This window comes from Phaeodactylibacter xiamenensis, from assembly GCF_000759025.1.
GTDB lineage: Bacteria > Bacteroidota > Bacteroidia > Chitinophagales > Saprospiraceae > Phaeodactylibacter > Phaeodactylibacter xiamenensis.
Genome location: NZ_JPOS01000005.1, coordinates 1 through 18,810, shown reverse-complemented (window position 1 = coordinate 18,810; position 18,810 = coordinate 1). Strand labels below are relative to the sequence as shown.

Below are 18,810 nucleotides of genomic sequence, written 5' to 3'. Positions count from 1 at the left end.
AACACCAACGATACCTTTGGCCCGCTGAGTGACTGTGAAGAACCGGTCTTCCTAAACTTTCTGCTGCGCATTTACAACCGCTGGGGCAATCTCGTCTATGAAACTTCAGACGCCGCCCTGCCCTGGGATGGCGAACAGGACGGAGAGCCTGCGCCCACAGAGGTCTATTTCTACCTCATGCAGTATCAGGTAGAGCGGCAGGAAGCAGTGCAGACTTTGCAGGGGGATGTGACGTTGGTACGGTGATATACGCAATACGAAGTGGTCACCTACTGGCGCTGACGGCCAGCACGGGGAACGATAAATGTCGGGTCACTATCCAGACATTCATCGTCTGGGTCGTTGATCCAGACATTCATCGTCTGGGATCTTGGATTTGCGACATCGGCCACTGACGAAGCGCAGCTTGTCAGGGCAAGCGCGAGCCACTTCCCAGCGTAAATGCTGACCCTCCTGCCTTTAAGTATAGTCTCCAGTGGCCAAAGCCCACAAGTGAGGAGACACGGGCAAGCATTGAGTAGGTTTGCTGTGGCAAACCACTTAATCGTCAGTATAATTACAACTCCATCCCATCCAAATTCCCCAAATCCGGCTGCTGAAAGTGTTTTTTGATGTAGGCGGCCTGCAGTACGAGGCGGGCCAGGGCAAGCTAAAGGCATTTGAGCCCTACAACGCCCCGGAGCATTTAGTGGTCTGTCAAGTATTAAATAACGGGCAATCTATATAATATATTTCTAGTGGATTGAGCCGTAGATACTTGACAGTTAACGCCCAACGCTAGTAAGCGCTCAAGCGTGAAAAGACTGTCAACTATTTCGGTCTAGTCGCACTAGCCAGGTCAGCGCCCTGGTCGTACCAGGCTATTACATCTTCACCACCTTCTCCAAAGCTGTCCCACTCTCCCAGGTGATCTGCAGCCAGTACAACCCCGGCGGCAAATGGGAGATGTTGTAAGCATACCTGTACCGCCCTGCCCCTTCAGGCGTAGGGGGGCTATGCTTGGGAAGCCCAACCCGCTGCCCTCCGGCAGACCATAACTGTAGCCGGGCATTAGGTGAAGGCCCTTCCGCCCAGAGGAGGTCCCGGGCAGGGTTAGGGTAACAACGCCAGGGCGAAGGCTGGGCTGCAGCTCTGGTATTGGAGATGATCTCTATGTGGATGGTGGTGAGGCTGTCGCAGCCGTTAGCGGCAGGGTGCAACTGCGTGAAAGTAGTGTCCGTATAGAAGGCGCTGCCCATGAAAACAGCTCCTGGCACAAGAGCAGTGTCCAGCTCAACATAGCTATTGTTCCGGGCTTGGAGCGTGACTTGCAGGGTACTGTCACAGCCCTCTGCGGAGCGGTAGGCGAGGGTGTGCAGGCCCGGCCCGGGCAGTAGGGTATCGCCCCACCAAAAGGCTTCCCCTTCGCAAAAGAAGGTGTCTATGGCGCTTAAGCTGCTGTTGGTAAGGGCTAGTGAAACCTGTACGGTACTGTCACAGCCCTGTGCATTGAGGTAGGCAAAGATATATGTCCCTGGCTGTGGCAACAGGCTGTCCCCCCAGAGCAGCCCATCGCTGCCACTACAGAAAAAAGTATCGATTAAGCTGGTATCCGGGGCATAGGCTTCTACTTTGAGCACGGTGGTGCTGTCGCAGCCCGTTAGCGCCTGTGCAGGGAAGGTATAGGTGCCGGGCGCATTAATGAGGCTGTCCCCCCACAGCAATGGACTGCCTGCACAGTAGCCGGTATCGATGACGACAGGGGCTGGAGGGCAGTCCGGGGTTAGGAAAACGGTAGACTCGCAGCTTTGTGCTGGCCCAAATTGGTGGTTATAGGGGCGCACAGTGGCGTATGCGGTGGTGTTTTCAGGGAGCGGTGCCGTAGCGTGGAAAAAGGTGTCGAGCCCGACATCAGTTGGAGGCAGGAGGTCATCCTCCCCTGGGCTGCTGCCTATTTGGAAATAGTACCCATCGAAGCAGCCTTCGGCGGCAGCCCAGGAGAAGCTGGGGGACAAGGCGTTAGTGCCGAGCAATACGGGGGCAGGCCCGCATTCGGCAGCGCGCCCGCGGTAGCGGTAGATACGCCTTCTGCCTGATATAGCGTAACCCAGTGTGTCGTTGACCATTTGGAGTTCTCTTATTCTATTGTCGTTTTCATAGTCAAAAACATAAGACGTATCAATTGATAAATGTTGCCTTGCCCAGGTTTCGCCCCCGTCGCCGCTGTACGCAATAAACGGGATTAAAAAATTGGGAGAATCAGCTATCCATCCTCCTACCCAGCCTATACTATTGCTAGTAAATTGGGTTGTGAAACCGTAAGTTTCAGAGTTGTCTGTAACTGTATATTCTGACCAAGTATCCCCTCCATCCATTGTTTTACAGATTGTGTTGTTTTGGCATGGAATCCATCCAGTGTTTTGATCTAGAAAGAAGAAATCCAGTTCACTTGTAGGTAGTCCTAAATTCAAAGTATTCCATGTATCCCCCTTGTTGATAGTTTTCCATATTCGGGCTGAATTAGCGCTGCTGAATGCATGCCAGCCATAAAAATAGAGGACACTATCCGTTACAGCCTGAAAACCTCTGAAAGAAGGAATTCCATATTCTACATTGTTTCCTTTTTCTACCCAATTTGCCCCTCCATCTTGAGTATGAAAAATAGAGCCTTTGTCAACAGTTAGCCACCCCTCGTTTTCGTTGTTAAAAACAATGTAACGGATTACAGTCCCCCCTCCCTCTTGGGGGAGGTCTACGTCATCCCATGACCAGCCCTTGTCTTCTGTTTTATATACGCTATTTTTAAAGGACCCAATAAAAGCGGAGTTCTGATTAATGAGTTCAATGGAATATGGGTGAGAAATGGAGCTTGGCCAAGTCACGATGCTCCAAGAGTCCCCTTTGTCTTCTGTTCTTAGCCCTAGGCTTTGCCCTTGTTCTACAAGTGTGGCAACTACCCAAAATGCGGAGTCATTTAAGACTTCAAGGTTTGTAAAAACAATATTATTACCTCCATCGTAAATGATTTCCCAGCATTGGCTTTTGCCCTTGTTTATGCTGGCCATTATCAGTAAAGTGAGGAATATGGTACGCATAATAAAAGGATATATACCCAGCCCCGCATGTGCCGTGGGGCTGGGCAATTAAATTATATTAAAGTTTTATTGGCCTTTAATAACCTTGCCAGAAGTCAAGTCTTCACCTATCTTTACCTGATAGTAGTACACGCCATCCGGCCAGGTTGAAGTGGAAGCCTCGAGTGTTCCATCTGCTGAGCCCTGCCATTGCCAGACCTGCTGGCCAATACTGTTGAAAATAGTAACTGAGGTTTGTGCGCCTGAAGGAGTACTCCCAAGGTCGATCAGCAGCTTTTGACTGAAAGGGTTAGGGGAAACCAACACTTGTGCACCTAATGCTGATTTCTGTTCGTTGCTTTCTTCCAGCGGAGTGTTATCCGATTGCTGCAAGAAACCATTGCCCAGCTTCCCCCCGGAACGGATGGAAAGCGTGATCTTTTGCTTCGTCCCGTCTGCCATATAAGCAATGGGCTGTAGTGCAGCAGTATCAAGGCTAAACCCGGATAAATCTGCACTGCCGCTTACGAGTTTATCAAAGGATAAGGCAATAATACTTAACGCGGGGGGATAAATGGAAGATAGATTTTGCATAAAGTGTGAAGGGATTTTAGTTACAAAGAGCGCATTTGAGCAAGCAGCTGGAACGCGCTGTGATTACAATGTAGGCAAAAAACGACATAGTGCCAATTCCGGCGGAATAAGTTTAGGTTAATTAACGTTTGGTTTAGCTTTGTTTGGGGTTGTGAAAAATACCGGACGAGCTGATTTTACCAATCAAATATAGCGTGATGTATTTCTTTAGGGAAGAGAGCGCTCCCAAAAAAATGCGCAGGAAGAGCAGCTGTGCACGGTGCCTGGCTCAATGTCCGCATCAATGCCGGTGATATCGAGGACAAAGCCTGGGTGGAAGCCAAACTCTCAGCGGCTCAATCTATAGCTGCGAGGGCGGATGCCCTGGAGCAGGAAGTAATTGGGCTGGTGGAGCGGCATGTGGGGTGATGTGGTTATCACTCCACCTTCAAGAACTGCTCCGTTGCCCTGAGCTGCCCGCCTTCCAGGTACTGCACCACATACGCCCCCGCCGCCCAATCGTGCACGGGCACGACTACCGTACCCAAGGCTTCCTGTGCCGGGATAGTCTGCAAAAGCTGCCCCTGCACATCAAGTATGCGGAACACCCCATCGGGGGCAGGGCGGGCACCGCGCAGCTCAAAGTTGATAAAATCGCGGGCGGGGTTGGGGAAGAGGGCGAGCTGTGGCGGTGTGCCGGGCTCCGGCGCGGTGCTGTTGGGCAGGTGGCAGCCGGGCACGAGGCAGCCGTGCTCATCGAGCTTGAGGAGCCAGCCGTAGCGCAATGGGTGGACGCCCCCGTCATCGGGCGGGTCGATAGCGCCGCAGACGATGTAGCCGCCATCGGGGGTGGCTTTGAGGTCCATGGGCTCGGGGGCAAGCGGTTCCTCATCAAAAAGCGTGAAGTAGCGCACCCAAAGGCTGTCGCCTTGTGGGGAGGCCTTCATGAGCCAGGTGCCTTTCCTAAGCTCTCCAATAGACTCCGTCTCTGCGGTCCAACTGATGCCAAGGTACCCGCTTTGGTCTGTAGCCTCAACGATTTTGACCATGGAGAAGTTAGTCCACGGGAATTCGCCCCTAAACCCCCTGGTCCACTCCATCTGCCTATCGGCATTGAGCTTGAAGAAGCAGGGGTTCCAGTCTACGCGGCCGCTGCTGCTGTTGATGGCCGTCTCCACGCCTTTACCGGTTCCGACGATGAGGCTGCCGTCGGGGGTGGGGAGGAGGGAGCGTGCGGAGCTAAAAAGCTGGTTAGCTGGGGTCTTGTACAGCCATTTTTGGTTGCCTAAACTGTCTATCTGTAGGATTTGAGCCTGGCAGGTGAAATTTTGGTTGACTTGGCCGATGTTATGGCTAAAGGCGCCTATGGTGATATTCCCATTTTCATCTATGGTTTGTGATTCAGGGGTATTGTGCTCCGGTGCGGCGTAAATAAAACTATTTATTATTTCCCCTGCTGCGTTCAGGCGTAGCCAGTATATCTCGGAATTGCCCCCATCTGGATCGGCATCAATCCCTGAAATAAGTGAAATCTCATCGTTTTTATAAGGGCTGACATTTTGTGCTGCGGAGATAAAAGATTCTTCCGGATAGAAAGGGTTGATGTACTCTTTCGTGAATATAGTGTCCCCATTTCCATTGTATTTAATGAGCGCGATTTTGGGGATTGAATCTTTAGTAATCCCCATGGTAACGAAACTGGATTCATCCGTTGAAAAAAGGCCTGACCCCCAGGATTCATAGGATTTCTGTGGGGTGCCGAGCTTTTTGTGCCATAGGATTTCTCCTTCAAGGCTAAGTTTTAAAAAAAGATGGCCAACAGAAAAGATACTATCTGTTTCATGGGTAATTACTCCTGTAGCATAGTAGCAGCTATCAGTAGGCAAAACTTCTGTGATATTCAGAAAAGGGTATCCTGTATCTATTCTTTTGTTAAAAGTAGTGGTTTGTGCAAATGTAGTGCTGCACAATATCAGTAACAGGTGCCAAAGAAAGTTTTTCATAATAGAGGGGAAATTTGGAGCGCCGGTTTTAGCAGCCTTACTAAAACCGGCGCTATAGAATAGTTAGTCAATCAGCAGTACTTTCAATGCGGGAGAGCGGTAGCCCCCCTGCTGTAGGATGCAATAGTACAGCCCGCGTTGGTATCCAGCAGTTTGCCAAATTTGCTGGACGGTACCTAGGCCACAGCGTAGCGTAGCGGCATGCTTGCCCTGCATATCGTAAATCAGCAACTGTGCAGGCTGCTGCGGGTCCGGCAATTGGTATCGGAAAGCGACCTGCTCCCGGGCGGGGTTGGGCAGTGCCGATAAGGGCTGTGCCCGTTCCTGCGGCTGCGTGGCAGGCCCGCTGCCGGGCAGGGTATAGAGCCCCTGCACATTTGGCGACTGCGGTACAATGCGGTAGTCGTAGCCGTAGAAGGTATTGAGCAGGCCACGGGCGAAGGCCGCCGCGCGGTCGTCCCCACTGTCGGCTATGCTTTGCAGGGCAGCGACCCGGCTGCTGTCGTAGGCAGCGTAGTGCACGCCCGCTGCCTGTGCGTCCATAGTGAACTTCAGGTATTCTACGAATCGTTTATGGGCTTTTTCCTGAGCTTCGGTCAGCTCAAAGAGCAGGTATACAGAGTCGCACTTTTCCAGGGCCACCTCGAAGGAGTCTTTGACGCAATACGAAGTAGCCAGCTCGTAGTAGGCTTCCAGGCTTTCTTTATTGCGCAGCCACTCGCGGTAAGCGGTATAGTTGATGCCCAAGGTATCAGACAAGATTTGTTTGATCCTGACATTGGCCGTCTGATGCATGGTATAGCGGTGCCCGGCCATTTCCACTTCGAGGGCAGTGCGCGGGGTGGATACCTCCCGGTAGGGCAGTATGGTATCGACCATGGCAGCGGGCAGCTCGCTGTAGAGGAAGCCCTGGAATTTAGCGTCACGCAGGGCTTCAGGATTGTCCATAAGCAGGGCTGCTAGTTCGGCATAGCTGAACAGGTCGCCCCGCTTGATGATGCTTTCAAGGGTGCCCTTACTGAAGTAGGGGGAGATGTTGACGGCATTTTGCCAGAAGGCTGCTGCCCCGGCAGGCGTCAGCCCTTCCGCCTGACTCTTCCAATAGGCCTCGTCCTGCCCGCCGTTCATCAGAGAGTCGTACTCCGCTTTGGCGGCGTAGTAGCCTTCCCGGGCTTTTAGGTAGCGCTCCCTCATCTTGGAAGGGTCGATAAGGATGATGGGCCCGTCGGTATCGTCGGGCTGGCAGGTATTATCTTCATTCAGAGCACTAGGAGTAAACATGCCAGAATAATTCACCGGTTCCTCATCCGCTGCCCCGTCATAGTAAAAGTAGGTGATGCCATTATCCCCGTCATTGAAGAAGTCGCCCCCGGCAGAGGCGATGCCGGAGAAGGTGTTACCGGCCGGGAGGGTGGGGCTGCCTTGGAATGCAGCGATGCCATCATTCGTGACAACGTAGTCGTAGCTGGTGTTGCTGGTGTTGGTGTTGCAGGAGTATTGCAGGCCGAGGAAGGGATCAAAGCTATGGTTCAACAACTGCGCCTGATTGGCCACATGCAAATTGGAAAAGGCATTGCGCTCAATGTCGTTGGACTCGGAGCCGGAGTTTTCGACCACGATGCCCCAGGTGTCGGTAGCGCCGGCAAGCCCTTCGAATTCATTGTCCTGGACCTCAAAGCCCGTACATTCCCGGAGTACGATGCCTTCCTCGTCTCCATTATGATAATTGCCAATCCCTTCGATGAGGTTCTCCCGGATGTCAATATTGTTGATCCCGTCACTGACAATAGCTATAGCATTATTGCGCAGGGTACACTGTTGGATGGTAAACCTCCCCGTAGTGTTCTCTAAAAGCGTGTTGCCGTTCACGCCAACCCTGTACCCTTCGATGAGGGAACTGGACAAGGTGAAGCGGCCACCGATATGAGCGATGCCCATGCCATTGCTTTTACCTATGGGGTGTGCGATGGTATTGAAGGTACACCCGGTAATCTGCGGCCCGCTGAAATTGTCGATCAGCATTTGGTTGTCCCAGTTTTCGGTGGGGCTGGCGAGTAGGGCGTAGTCGCTGTCCCGTATGAAGTCACAATTGATAAAGCGGGTCAGCGGGTCGTTTTCATGGTCGTGCAGCTCTACTGTGCCGGAGTTGCTGATGAGCGCCCCAAAAGCCAGTACCGTCGCACTGTTATTGACAATTGGGTTTTCGGCCGCTTCAATGATGGAGCCAGGATTGATCCTCAGGTAGGTGCTTTGCCCGGGCACAAAAGGCCCGCCATCCCCGGAAAGGGTGATGCCTCTCCAGGACATATCTTCGCACTTTGGCAGCAAATGCCCGCCATCAATAATGAGGGCACCGCCTTCCTCTACTTCAATTTTTGCATCGGATGGCAGTTTCACCTCACACTTGATGGTCAGTTTGCCGCCGTCTTCGACGACGATGCCAGAGCGAAGAATTTTCGGTCCTTCCCAGACTACATCTGCCCCGCTCGGGATGACGATGGTGGGTTCTGTGGAGGTGCAAATCATAGTTTGAGAAAAGCCGCCGTTGCCGTCGGGGAAGCGTTCTAAAGAGGAGAATTTTCCTTCTGCAAACAGTCTATGAAGTCTCCCAATTTGGCATTCTGTTAGGGCACAGCGCTCTGTAAAATTGCAATCGAGTAGGTTTAGGTTAGCCTTGAGCGGGGTATCAAGACAACCATCCGTACCAATACTATGGTTTTTATGAACTTGCAGAGGGGATAAGTGGTCTAGAGAGAGAACATGGAATATTTCACCAAGAAAGCCCCGGCCAATGTCTGCCACTTCTCCGTCGTATCCACAATCGGGTAAATCACCTGTATTTCCTATAGCACTTAAGTAGGTTCCATACGTGCCCGCCAGCCCCATTGAAAGGGGAGTACCTGAATCCGGACAAGACCCCATATTTCTGGTCAGGCCTCCTCCGCAAGGAAAATGACATTCTCCGACATCGTATTTACCATCCCCGTCCTCATCACGCCAATTTCCACCCGTGAGAATAATATGAAAAGCCTCTTCGTCAGGGGCCGGGTAATTGGCCAGCGCTAAATCTCTTGCATCATCATATCGACCTTGTAAATCTAAGAAATCATAACCACAGCCCGCTGTGCCAAACCCCCAGGCATGGTCATCCTGATAGAAAAATACGTCTTCTCCGATAGTCCCGGTATTCAATAATCGGATTCGGGCATCCGGCATATGAGGGGAGAAATCATCAGGGTCATCACACAAATTAGCGAGGTGGTGATTGGCACCATCGAAAAGAGAATTAATAATTTCTATATGGTTTTCAGTAAAATGCAAGGGGTTAGCTGGATCTTCTGTCTGGAAGATATGCACGACTGTTTTTATATGCCGTAAAGGGGTATGTTCTGGAAACCCCGGAGGTGGCGCGTAATTATAAGACTTTTCACATTCGTCACTGATTTGTGGGTCTTGAGTAGGCCAACAACTGGGATATTGTTGACCCGTGGTTTGGTTATTGCCGCAAACTGAACATTGTCTCCTTGTAGAACTCACCTCATCTACTTGCAGTTCACATGACGACAAATCTGAGAACGAAGCCGTCAATCTTATATCCCTGGGATTTACCGTTGTTTCCAGTGTGACATCAACGAAAGTATGTGAATCGGGTGCTGATGTACTACCAACCGAAACAGACAAAGGCTGTGATAAATACTGCCCCACTACATCGAGTGAGCCGGACGCAGGCTTATTTTCAAAATGAACAGTGACATCTGCCGTAAAAAAATCATCTTGATAGTCTAATGTTCCATTGTCGTTGCAATCCGACCGGTTCGTCATCAGTATATCGGTGATTGCACAACTGCTTTCTGGTGGAGCAGAGCGCGCACTTTCGGGCAATGGACCATGGGGCATCCCACCATCCCAACTACCCATTTGCATAGCCAGCCAGCTCATTAAAGCAAGGGCAGTGCCCAGTCCGCTGAAGAATAAAATCCTGGGGGGGGGTAAAGGAAAGTAAGTTTTTCATAATATAACACGGTGTTTAGTTACAGAAGGCGCATTCGAGCGAGCAGCTGGAACGCGTTATGGTTACAATGTAGACAATAAACGGGATAATGCCAATTTCGGCTGAATAAGTTTTGGTTAATTAACATTTGCGCTCTAGCCTGAAAGGCAGTTGTTAATTTTGGTTTGATCCTGCTTTTTGATAGGTGTAAGGGTGGGCTTGTTCTGCCCAATGCAGCGGGCTCATAACTCCAGCCCATCCAAATCCTCCAAATCCGGCTGCTGAAAGTGTTTTTTGGTGTAGGCGCGCTGCTTTTGGCGCTCCAATACGAGGCGGGCCAGGGCCACGTTGGCAGGCTCCGGACAGTGGGGGGAGAGGGCATAGTTGACCTTGGCTTCCTGCACATCGAGGCGGTAGAGGTTGCTGAGCAGCACTTCCAGGTTGTACTCAATCATCCCGGCAATCTGATCGGCCAGCAGGCGGAGGAGGTCTTCTTCGGTTGCAATAGGTTCGTCGCCTTCCTGCAGCTCGAAATCGCGCAGGATCAGTTCCTTGGTGCCTTGCAGGTCTTCCGGTGTTGCCATTCCAATCATTTTAATCTTTACACCCTGCAAGGTAGCACGATTTGGAAAAGACGCCAAAGACCAGCCCCTATTATCCTCAAAACCCTTATCTTCAGGGAAACCAACCAAAATCAAAGCCATGAAAAACCTAATCTGTCTATTTGCCCTGTCGGGCTTTCTGTTTGCCTGCAATGCCCCGGAATCGCAGGAAGCGGAAGCGGCCACCACAACTCAACCGGAAGAGTCTCCGGTAACCTACCAGCCTATCGACACCGATGAAGCCCTGATGGCCACTGCCCTGATGGCCGCCCCCGAAGCCAGCCGGGAAGGCGCTAAAGTCATCGGTTACAATATGGCGGGGGAGTTTGTCACCTTTAAGGAAGGGACGAACGAATTCATCTGCCTGGTTGATAACCCCAATCAGGAGGGTTTCAATGCCGCCTGCTACCACCGCAGTCTTGAGCCTTTTATGGCGCGTGGGCGTGAACTCCGTGCCGAAGGCAAAAATGCCAACGAAATCTTCGATATCCGCGAGAAGGAGGTAAAGGCTGGCAAACTTGACATGGGTGAGACGGGTGCTACCCTGCACATCTACTATGGCCCCGAAGCGCAGTACGATCCGGCTACGGGAGAGGTGGATCAGGCGCAGTACCGCTACGTGGTCTACATGCCCTTTGCCACCGCTGCCTCCACCGGACTGCCGGAGCGCCCTGTAGAGCCCCACCACCCCTGGATTATGAATCCGGGCACGCACCGGGCGCATATTATGATTACCCCTTTGACGGAGGGGGAGTGATTTGATTAATAATCAATGGAATTGGAAAAACAACTGAGATTTTTGAAAAATAGTAACTTAATACATAATTTTATAAAGAATTTTATGTATTAGAATATGAAAATTCAAAGAGTTATTCAGCAGGAGCTGAGGAGAAAGATGGTTCCAGGAAAAGTGGTGGTGCTACTGGGGCCCCGGCAGGTGGGTAAGACAACATTAGTAAAGGATATACTTTCCCAAGAGCAGGAACCTTTCCTTTTTATTTCCGGAGAGGATCGCAATATTCAACGTTGGTTGGGTAGTCAGAGCATTGAAGTGCTCCGTCAGAACATAGGTCGTAATACCCTCCTGGTTGTAGACGAAGCTCAGCATGTGCCTAATATAGGATTAAACCTTAAGCTGATTGTTGATCATTTGCCACATGTACGGGTTTTGGCGACTGGGTCTTCCTCATTTGATCTTTCTAATCAAACTGGTGAGCCGCTCGTGGGCAGAAAATGGACATTCACGTTATATCCTGTTTCCCAGCTTGAACTTAGCGCAAATGAAGCGCCATTCCAGACCGAGGAGTTGCTGTCGCAACGCTTGGTTTACGGCGGTTATCCAGAAGTAATAACAACGGTTGGCCTTTCAGAAAAGCGGGAACTGCTTAATAGCATAGTGAATAGCTATCTTTATAAAGACCTTTTGATGTTTGAGGAAATTCGGAAATCTCAGAAAATTATTGACATCTTAAGTCTGTTAGCTTTTCAAATCGGTAACTTAGTTTCTATACACGAAATTAGCAAAGCTATTGGCCTAAATACCCGTACCGTAGAGAAGTATCTGGATCTGCTGGAAAAAGTCTTTGTGATCAAACGGCTCGGAGGCTATTCAAGGAACCTACGGAAGGAAATATCCAAAAGTTCGAAATACTACTTTTGGGATAACGGTATTCGCAATGCTGTCATCAATAATTTTAATGAGCTCAACTTAAGGAATGATGTTGGCGCTTTGTGGGAGAATTATCTGATTATTGAGCGTATGAAAAAGCAGCACTACAAAAAAATCTTCTCCAATAATTACTTCTGGCGAACTTATGACCAAAAGGAAGTCGATTTCGTTGAAGAACGTGATGGCGGGCTATATGGCTTCGAGTTCAAATGGTCAAAATCATCCTCTAAAACGCCTGCACTTTGGGTTGATACCTATCCAGAGGCGAGCTTTGAAGTGATTCACCCAGGCAATTATCTTCCATTTATTGCGATCCAAGAATAGCCGCCGTGAAGTCCGTACAAGCACTCCAGCGGCGGCATAGGTATTACTGCGGCATCACTTTCATACGGCTCAACAGCCATCGTCCATCAACCTTCACGGCATGGTGGTCGAAGCGACCCCGGAAGGTCTCCGTTTCGCCAGTCTCCTTGTTGGTCATGGTTTGCGTGAAGCTCCCTTTGGTGCTTGCTTTACCATCGGAAAGCAGGGTGGCAGTCATATCGTCGGCAAACTCAATCGTGCCTGTGTTGCCAGCAAAGGTTTTTGCCCAATTCGCTTCTATATCGGCACGGGTGGCTGTCCTGATGCTGCCATCAGCGTTGACAATCTCCACTTTTTCAGCGTATACTGCGGCCAGGGCGGCTGCGTCGCCGCGCTCGTAGGCGGCTTCCCAGGCATTGCCTAAGGCGGCTATCTCAGCGTCAATAGTTTGGGCTTGCATGCTGACCGCGGTCAGGAGCAATGCGGTAAGCAAAATGAAATTTTTCATAAGTTGAAAATTATTTGGTTTGAAAATGTGTGTTTTGTTGTGAAGCCAGGCCGGGGGATTACCGCACCGCTGCGGCGGCCTGCTTCGTATCCGTAAACTGCTGGAAGGCGATGATCTTGCCATCCCGCAGCGTCCACAAGTGGGCCGTTTGCGAGTCGATCGTCTTGCCCGTTGCTTTGTGCTTGGCATCGTAGCGCAGGGTAGCCAGCACTTTATTGCCAGACACGTCATGCAGTTCGATGTCAGTCAGGTTCCAGTACTCCCACTCGGCGCCGATGCGGGCGAAGACGCCGTTCAATACGGCTTCGGGGCCGACGTAGGGATTCTTATCCGCGTAGGGAAAACTCTCGGCTTCGTTCCAGACGATATCCGCGTCCATCGGAGCCAGGGCGGCGGGGATATCCCCTTTGGCGAAGGCTTGGTACAGCCCATCCACCACAGCCAGGTTGCCCGGCGATGAGACAACACCCATTTGATAAAGTATAGCCATATTGTCCATGAAGTCCCGCTCCTCGGCAATCCGCCCATCGGGGCTCATACGGACGATGGTGCTACCCGTCATTACGATCTCATTGCCGGAGGCTGGAACGCCAAAAAAGTCACCTGTATGCCTACCCCGGAAAGTCCAGTGCTTGGTCAGTTGGTCGCCCTCTCCAAAGATGTTGTTGACGGTGAATTGGCCATCAGAGAAAGCCGACAGCAGCGACTTGTAATAACTCTTCATACCTTCAATGCCAACTACGTTTTCCGGCTCTGCATGCATGATTACATCGGGCATGAAATGCTCCTCATTGAAAAGCTCGAACCTGCCTTCGTTGATGATGGCATCCCAGGTCTCGGTGTACAACTTGATATTGGCGGCCACCTTGGGGTCTTTGTGTGCCAGCGGTTGTAGCACGCTTTTGGCGATTTTCCATTCCCCTTTTTGTTCCAGCATGGTGCTGGTATACTGGCCCGCGAAATCAATGTCTATATCGTACACCACGGATTTGCCGTACACTTCATAGGTGCCTGTGGCTACCCAGGCGTGCTCGGCATCGGACCAGTGGAGGCCGTTTTGCCGGATTAGCAGGGTGACGTTGTTGCTTCGCAGCTGTTCTGCGTGTTCAGCAGCGATCTGTTTCGCCCCTTTGGTCGTTTCACCATCGGTATCAATGCGTATGGCATCTGTCGTATACATTTCTTCCAGCGCAGCATGATCACCTGAGTTATAGGCGGCCATAAACTGGCGTGCGAAGGTGTGCATATCGGCCTCATTGGAGGCGGTCTGTGCGCTTAACAGCAATGGGCAACTTAGTAATAGGGCTAAAAAGAAGGGTGGTTTTTTCATGGTTGGTGGTTTTACAAGATGGGTAGCGTTGATCAACGCATAATTTGATAAGATAAACTTGATATTCAAGGGTTGGTGCCGGGCAGGATCATTCCGCCCTGCCCTGCACCGTATAGGGTATCATTAGTTTTTAGTGATGGCTGCCCGTGCCTTCTCAGCCCTTTCTTTAGCAAGTTCCATTCCCATTTCAGCGGCTTTATCGTAGTATTCCGCCGATTTGGCATAGTCCTTAGCTACCATGTAATACTCGCCCATGCTGTCCCAGGCATTGGGTTCATCGGGCGATACTTCAAGGTATTTGTCGAAAGCAGCTTTGGCCTCACTCATTTCTCCGAGTGCCATGTAGGAGTACCCCAGGGCATTGTAAGTGCCACCGTGACCGGGGCGCAATTCAAGCAAGCGGAGATTGTACTCCTTGGCAGCCTGAGCGTCTTTGCTGATCCAGGAAGCAGACACTGCAGCGAGTTCATAGGCCTGTGCGGTTTCCGGGTAAGCTTCCGTCAGCGAAGCCATAGATTCGGCGATGTCCGCTTTGGGATCTTTCTCAAGCGTTTGCAGAGCCTGCCGGATAATATGCTCTCCTTTATTGAGGCCTTTCGCATCAACTGCGAGGGCGGATTTGATACTTGGGACTGCATTTTCGTACTGCCCAAAGGAGGTTTGTGCCAGGGCCATGTAAGCATGAGCCATAAAGAAGTTGGGGTCTGTTTTTACAGCGGCGTTCAGCCTTTCGAAAAAGACGGGTATGTTGGCGTCCTCAGCTGCTCTTAATGCCTTCACGTACTCGGCTTTCGCCGTTTCCGATGGAGTGGACACGGGCAGGAGTAGTTCCTGCGCGTTCAGGATCATCATATTACCCAAAAACAGGGCGATAAAAAAGAATGTGGTTTTCACGATAATGAATTTTAGTGTTGAAATGATTGATCGACTGTCTATTTTATAAGCTCCGAAAAGGTTACCCGGTGCTTTGATAAAATGCCACTTCCCCTTCGCTAAGTGGGAACGGTCCTTGGTGCATATTTGGAGCAAGCTTACAGCGCCACTACCGAGCCAGAGCAGCGTTTGGAACTGCTTGCGCAAATGACCGACATCGCGTTCACCAAGGACCTTCAGCTGACGATGGCTTTGAAAAACTTCGAAGCGCTGCTGCCTGCTGAGTGGTTCCAGCGCACGCACCGATCCTACCTGGTCAATTTGCGCCATATTGAGGAGATGGTAGAAAGCGAGCTGATTATCGGTGACAAGCGACTGCCACTTGGGAGCAATTGGCGCGAGGCGCTTATGAAGCGGCTGTTGAATTAGGAGGTGAGAGCTTGCAGCGTGAAGGGATGTGCTGCCCCTGTTGTCAGACTATAACTGCCTGTAAAGCCGGCTCTCGGGGACTGTGTTTTGCTCAAGTTTCCTGAAATAGGCCTTTCTAATGCATAAGATCAAGCTTAATTTTGTATAGTAAGGTTTGATCTGGTAATCGGCGTATGCGAATCAGCTCCAAACCCTTGCTTGAGTTATTTGCAGAAAATGTTTGTCGTAAGTAACAATAACACTGCCCGTTTCGATAGCGATAGCAGCTATCCAGATATCATGAATGGGAATTGGGTTGCCTGCCTTTTTTAGGGATGAAAAAACATCGCTAAATATTTCAATAGTTTCATCTGTGGGGAAATACCGTTCAACAATACTTTTGGATTCAAATTTTTTCAGGGTATCCCGATTCCATGCTTCTCTGGTTCCATTTTTGAATCCAAACAACAACTCCGCCACTACAAAAACAGGTAAGTAAATTTTGTCGGCTTCATTCAAAGCTTCCAATACTTGCTTGTCTCCCTCCATCAGGTGGCTATAGGCATTAGTGTCTAAAACGATTTTTCTCATTGCCACATTTCTTCGTCAATTTGATCGAAGGTACCGACCGCCTTACTGAAAGATTCGGCTTCTCCGCCTGACCACAACCCACAAAATTCTGCAAAATCCTGTCGGGGCTCTTTAGTGTCTTCAAGGTTTAAGGCCTCTCTAAGGAGTTTTTTTATTACTTTGTTTTGGCTTAAGCCCGTGCGCCTGGCAATATCTTCAATCGCATTTGACACCTCAGTATCCAGATTGTGGATCGTCAGAGATTTCATAAGACTGTATTTTTTTGGATTAACTACTTTTGGTTCAAAACAGTTCATTAGGTGAACCAAAATTTGAAATATACGCTCAACCCAGCGATCATTGGGGATAAATGGTGGGTCGTTGATCCAAATATTCATCGTCTCTGGGAAATTAAGATGTGTGATACTGGAGCAAGCTATTATGTCGTTGGTATAACCTTTGCCTTTCCCTTCCCGGGCTTTATGGCCGATCGCTTTCGGATAATCCCGCGAGGGTAAGGCTACATTAGGATGTGGGTGGGCGCTTTTTCAATCGACTCCCGTCTACTTTTTCCCTACCTCAGCCCCATGTCCAAACAAAAAGACCCACAAACCATGCTAGAAAAGCTGGGCACCACCCAGCTCAACGAAATGCAAATCGCCGCCCACAAAGCCATCACGCAGCGGGAGGGACGAGCTAGTATTAGTCGCTCCCAAGAGAGTAAAGATCGTGGTGATTTTGGAAATCACCACGATCTAACAGCCTACAACGTCCCCCTTAACTCCTGCTCCCGCTCGATGGCTTCGAACAGGGCCTTGAAGTTGCCCTTGCCGAAAGAACGGGCGCCTTCCCGCTGAATAATTTCGTAGAATACCGTTGGGCGGTCCTGCACCGGCTTGGTGAAGATCTGCAGCAGGTAGCCTTCGTCATCCCGGTCAATGAGGATATTCAGGCGCTTGAGTTCCTGCAGGCTTTCGTTGATTTCACCTACCCTTTCCAGTACGGTGTCGTAATAGGTGTCTGGAACACGGAGGAAATCAATGCCCCGGCGGCGCAGTTCGTCTACTGTATGGATGATGTCATCGGTGGCGATCGCAATGTGCTGTACGCCGGCACTGCGGTAGTAATCGAGGTACTCTTCAATCTGGGATTTCTTCAGCCCCTGAGCGGGCTCATTGATGGGGAACTTAATGTAGCCATTGCCATTGGAGACTACCTTGCTCATCAGCGCAGTATACTTGGTGGAAATGTCCTTGTCATCGAAGGTGACGAGCAGTTTGAAGCCCATTACATCCTGGTAAAACTTTACCCATTCGTTCATCTGCCCTAGCTCGACGTTGCCTACACAGTGGTCGACATACTTTAACCCGATCGGTTCAACTTCCATTGGGCTTTCCATGGCGACAAAGCCTGGCAGAAATGGGCCTTCGTAGCTGCTGCGCTCCACGAAAGTATGTAGGGTCTCCCCGTAGGTATGAATGGAGGCCGTGACGACATGCCCGCTTTTATCCTCGATGCGCTGAGGCGCTGCGAAGGATTTAGCACCGCGTTCTACCGCTATACGGTGGGCTTCTTCGGCATCGTCCACCCACAGCGCCAGGACTTTTACCCCATCTCCGTGCTTAAGCACATGCCTGGCTACCTCATGATCGGGTGTCAGTGCTGCGGTAAGCACAAAGCGGATTTTATCCTGCTGCAGCACGTAGGAGGCCGTATCTTTCGCGCCAGTCTCCGGCCCGCGGTAAGCAATCAGCTTAAAACCAAAAGCCGTTTGGTAGTAATGAGCCGCCTGCTTGGCATTGCCTACGTAAAATTCTATGTAGTCCGTCCCGTTGATGGGGAAGGTGTCCTGAATCGTCTCAGTGGTTGGTTTGGTTAGTGCATCCATGAATTTCAGTTTTTTGTTAAAATATTTTTTTGTCGTTTGTCATGATCAGACGCCGGTGTTTGGGCTCTTCTCCGAAGTTCAAAAGTAACCCTACCTCTATTTCGGTGGCCCTCAGGTAGTTTAGGAGTTGGGCTTCGTGTTCTGGGGCTAAAGTTTTGCAAGCTTTTAACTCAACAATGACTTTGTTTTCAACCAGCAAGTCCGCAAAATATTTACCGATTACCTGCTCTTCGTAAAACACCTTTATGGGTTGCTGCTGAACAACGTGAAAAAACATATTATCAAGCTCGATCATCATAGCATTTTCATATACCTTTTCCAGAAAACCATAACCCAGGGTATTGTAAACCTTGTAAAAGGCTTTGAGAATAGCTCCTGTCAGGGTAGAGTGGAGAAAGTTTTCATTGGTCATTGTTTTTGGTTTTTTAGGCTTTAATTCATTTTCTAAAGTTAACTCTTATCGGATAGTACACTGATGACGCTGATCTGACTGATCACACTGATCTTGCAATCCTGCTGCCGCCACACATGCATGCCCCTGCTCTTATGCCCCTGCTCGCAATCCGTGCAAATCCGCGAAATCAGTCTAATCTGTGTTCCCCCTCACGCCGCGCACGACAATAGTACACTGATGACGCTGATCTGACTGATCACACTAATCCTGCAATCCTGCTGCCGCCACACGAACATGCCCCGCTCTTATGCCCCTGCTCGCAATCCGTGCAAATCTGCGCAATCAGTCTAATCTGTGTTCCCCCTCACGCCGCGCACGACAATAGTACACTGATGACGCTGATCTGACTGATCACACTGATCCTGCAATCCTGCTGCCGCCACACGAACATGCCCCGCTCTTATGCCCCTGCTCGCAATCCGTGCAAATCTGCGCAATCAGTCTAATCTGTGTTCCCCCTCACGCCGCGCACGACAATAGTACACTGATGACGCTGATCTGACTGATCACACTAATCCTGCAATCCTGCTGCCGCCACACGAACATGCCCCGCTCTTATGCCCCTGCTCGCAATCCGTGCAAATC

General features: G+C 50.4%; 17 protein-coding genes and 1 pseudogene. 5 read left to right on the top strand and 13 right to left on the bottom strand.

The features are described 5' to 3' along the window. Window positions 1–246: T9SS C-terminal target domain-containing protein (locus IX84_RS02220; RefSeq protein WP_044216228.1), on the top strand; the 246-nt coding region annotated here is incomplete at its 5' end. Window positions 247–863: 617 nt separating this feature from the next. Here the strand turns inward: IX84_RS02220 and IX84_RS02215 are convergent. The 3 genes and pseudogenes from IX84_RS02215 to IX84_RS02210 all read right to left on the bottom strand — a co-directional run bounded on the left by IX84_RS02215 (window position 864) and on the right by IX84_RS02210 (window position 3,647). Further along, window positions 864–2,105, bottom strand: a complete 1,242-nt coding sequence (locus IX84_RS02215) for a T9SS type A sorting domain-containing protein (RefSeq protein ID WP_238578219.1) — start codon at window positions 2,103–2,105, stop codon at window positions 864–866. A 69-nt stretch (window positions 2,106–2,174) separates the two neighbouring features. Beyond that, a pseudogene (locus IX84_RS34465) lies at window positions 2,175–3,044 on the bottom strand (YCF48-related protein); the annotation flags it as partial. A gap of 96 nt (window positions 3,045–3,140) precedes the next feature. Beyond that, a complete protein-coding gene (locus IX84_RS02210) occupies window positions 3,141–3,647 on the bottom strand; it encodes a T9SS type A sorting domain-containing protein (protein WP_044216224.1) in 507 nt (168 codons plus the stop codon). A gap of 252 nt (window positions 3,648–3,899) precedes the next feature. On the opposite strand from IX84_RS02210, the gene IX84_RS33220 reads away from it, so the two are divergent. Further along, entirely contained in the window at window positions 3,900–4,055 is a 156-nt protein-coding gene (locus IX84_RS33220) for a cyclodeaminase/cyclohydrolase family protein (RefSeq protein ID WP_160213623.1), read from the top strand. Window positions 4,056–4,063: 8 nt separating this feature from the next. On the opposite strand, the gene IX84_RS02205 is transcribed toward IX84_RS33220, so the two are convergent. The 3 genes from IX84_RS02205 to IX84_RS02195 form a co-directional block, all read right to left on the bottom strand. Continuing rightward, entirely contained in the window at window positions 4,064–5,629 is a 1,566-nt protein-coding gene (locus IX84_RS02205) for a T9SS type A sorting domain-containing protein (protein WP_044216222.1), read from the bottom strand. 63 nt (window positions 5,630–5,692) lie between these two features. Beyond that, on the bottom strand, window positions 5,693–8,986 hold the full coding sequence (locus IX84_RS02200; protein ID WP_152604884.1) for a right-handed parallel beta-helix repeat-containing protein: 3,294 nt from the start codon (window positions 8,984–8,986) through the stop codon (window positions 5,693–5,695). A gap of 876 nt (window positions 8,987–9,862) precedes the next feature. Next, window positions 9,863–10,204 (bottom strand): hypothetical protein, encoded by a 342-nt coding sequence (locus IX84_RS02195; protein ID WP_152604883.1) that lies wholly within the window; start codon window positions 10,202–10,204, stop codon window positions 9,863–9,865. Between the two features lie 118 nt (window positions 10,205–10,322). Here IX84_RS02195 and IX84_RS02190 point away from each other — a divergent pair, with 118 nt between their 5' ends. Together IX84_RS02190 and IX84_RS02185 are read left to right on the top strand one after the other, a co-directional pair. After that, window positions 10,323–10,979: a hypothetical protein gene (locus IX84_RS02190; RefSeq protein ID WP_044216217.1), complete on the top strand. Its 657-nt coding sequence runs from the start codon at window positions 10,323–10,325 to the stop codon at window positions 10,977–10,979. A gap of 96 nt (window positions 10,980–11,075) precedes the next feature. Next, on the top strand, window positions 11,076–12,215 hold the full coding sequence (locus IX84_RS02185; protein WP_044216215.1) for an ATP-binding protein: 1,140 nt from the start codon (window positions 11,076–11,078) through the stop codon (window positions 12,213–12,215). 43 nt (window positions 12,216–12,258) lie between these two features. Here the strand turns inward: IX84_RS02185 and IX84_RS02180 are convergent, their stop codons facing one another. The 3 genes from IX84_RS02180 to IX84_RS02170 all read right to left on the bottom strand — a co-directional run bounded on the left by IX84_RS02180 (window position 12,259) and on the right by IX84_RS02170 (window position 14,926). After that, window positions 12,259–12,702, bottom strand: coding sequence for an SgcJ/EcaC family oxidoreductase (locus tag IX84_RS02180; RefSeq protein ID WP_044216214.1), 444 nt, complete (start codon window positions 12,700–12,702; stop codon window positions 12,259–12,261). A gap of 58 nt (window positions 12,703–12,760) precedes the next feature. Beyond that, window positions 12,761–14,032, bottom strand: a complete 1,272-nt coding sequence (locus IX84_RS32350) for a nuclear transport factor 2 family protein (RefSeq protein ID WP_081968566.1) — start codon at window positions 14,030–14,032, stop codon at window positions 12,761–12,763. A 123-nt stretch (window positions 14,033–14,155) separates the two neighbouring features. Next, the gene (locus tag IX84_RS02170; protein WP_044216212.1) at window positions 14,156–14,926 is read right to left on the bottom strand and encodes a tetratricopeptide repeat protein; all 771 of its coding nucleotides are present in this window, start codon (window positions 14,924–14,926) and stop codon (window positions 14,156–14,158) included. Between the two features lie 102 nt (window positions 14,927–15,028). Here IX84_RS02170 and IX84_RS02165 point away from each other — a divergent pair, with 102 nt between their 5' ends. After that, window positions 15,029–15,334, top strand: coding sequence for a LytTR family DNA-binding domain-containing protein (locus tag IX84_RS02165; protein ID WP_044216210.1), 306 nt, complete (start codon window positions 15,029–15,031; stop codon window positions 15,332–15,334). A gap of 180 nt (window positions 15,335–15,514) precedes the next feature. On the opposite strand, the gene IX84_RS02160 is transcribed toward IX84_RS02165, so the two are convergent. The 4 genes from IX84_RS02160 to IX84_RS02140 form a co-directional block, all read right to left on the bottom strand. After that, entirely contained in the window at window positions 15,515–15,904 is a 390-nt protein-coding gene (locus IX84_RS02160; RefSeq protein ID WP_044216208.1) for a type II toxin-antitoxin system VapC family toxin, read from the bottom strand. After that, window positions 15,901–16,281, bottom strand: coding sequence for a hypothetical protein (locus tag IX84_RS02155; protein ID WP_152604882.1), 381 nt, complete (start codon window positions 16,279–16,281; stop codon window positions 15,901–15,903). Before IX84_RS02155 ends, IX84_RS02160 begins: the two co-directional genes overlap by 4 nt. 365 nt (window positions 16,282–16,646) lie before the next feature. After that, window positions 16,647–17,771 (bottom strand): 4-hydroxyphenylpyruvate dioxygenase, encoded by a 1,125-nt coding sequence (gene hppD, locus IX84_RS02145; RefSeq protein WP_044216202.1) that lies wholly within the window; start codon window positions 17,769–17,771, stop codon window positions 16,647–16,649. 16 nt (window positions 17,772–17,787) lie between these two features. Beyond that, window positions 17,788–18,183: a GxxExxY protein gene (locus tag IX84_RS02140; protein ID WP_044216201.1), complete on the bottom strand. Its 396-nt coding sequence runs from the start codon at window positions 18,181–18,183 to the stop codon at window positions 17,788–17,790. Window positions 18,184–18,810: the final 627 nt, after the last annotated feature.

Coding starts and splice junctions, on each gene's coding strand:
- IX84_RS02215 (WP_238578219.1), bottom strand. CDS start 2,105: ATGGTCAACGACACACTGGGTTACGCTATATCAGGCAGAAGGCGTATC.
- IX84_RS02210 (WP_044216224.1), bottom strand. CDS start 3,647: ATGCAAAATCTATCTTCCATTTATCCCCCCGCGTTAAGTATTATTGCC.
- IX84_RS02205 (WP_044216222.1), bottom strand. CDS start 5,629: ATGAAAAACTTTCTTTGGCACCTGTTACTGATATTGTGCAGCACTACA.
- IX84_RS02195 (WP_152604883.1), bottom strand. CDS start 10,204: ATGGCAACACCGGAAGACCTGCAAGGCACCAAGGAACTGATCCTGCGC.
- IX84_RS02190 (WP_044216217.1), top strand. CDS start 10,323: ATGAAAAACCTAATCTGTCTATTTGCCCTGTCGGGCTTTCTGTTTGCC.
- IX84_RS02185 (WP_044216215.1), top strand. CDS start 11,076: ATGAAAATTCAAAGAGTTATTCAGCAGGAGCTGAGGAGAAAGATGGTT.
- IX84_RS02180 (WP_044216214.1), bottom strand. CDS start 12,702: ATGAAAAATTTCATTTTGCTTACCGCATTGCTCCTGACCGCGGTCAGC.
- IX84_RS32350 (WP_081968566.1), bottom strand. CDS start 14,032: ATGAAAAAACCACCCTTCTTTTTAGCCCTATTACTAAGTTGCCCATTG.
- IX84_RS02160 (WP_044216208.1), bottom strand. CDS start 15,904: ATGAGAAAAATCGTTTTAGACACTAATGCCTATAGCCACCTGATGGAG.
- IX84_RS02155 (WP_152604882.1), bottom strand. CDS start 16,281: ATGAATATTTGGATCAACGACCCACCATTTATCCCCAATGATCGCTGG.
- hppD (WP_044216202.1), bottom strand. CDS start 17,771: ATGGATGCACTAACCAAACCAACCACTGAGACGATTCAGGACACCTTC.
- IX84_RS02140 (WP_044216201.1), bottom strand. CDS start 18,183: ATGACCAATGAAAACTTTCTCCACTCTACCCTGACAGGAGCTATTCTC.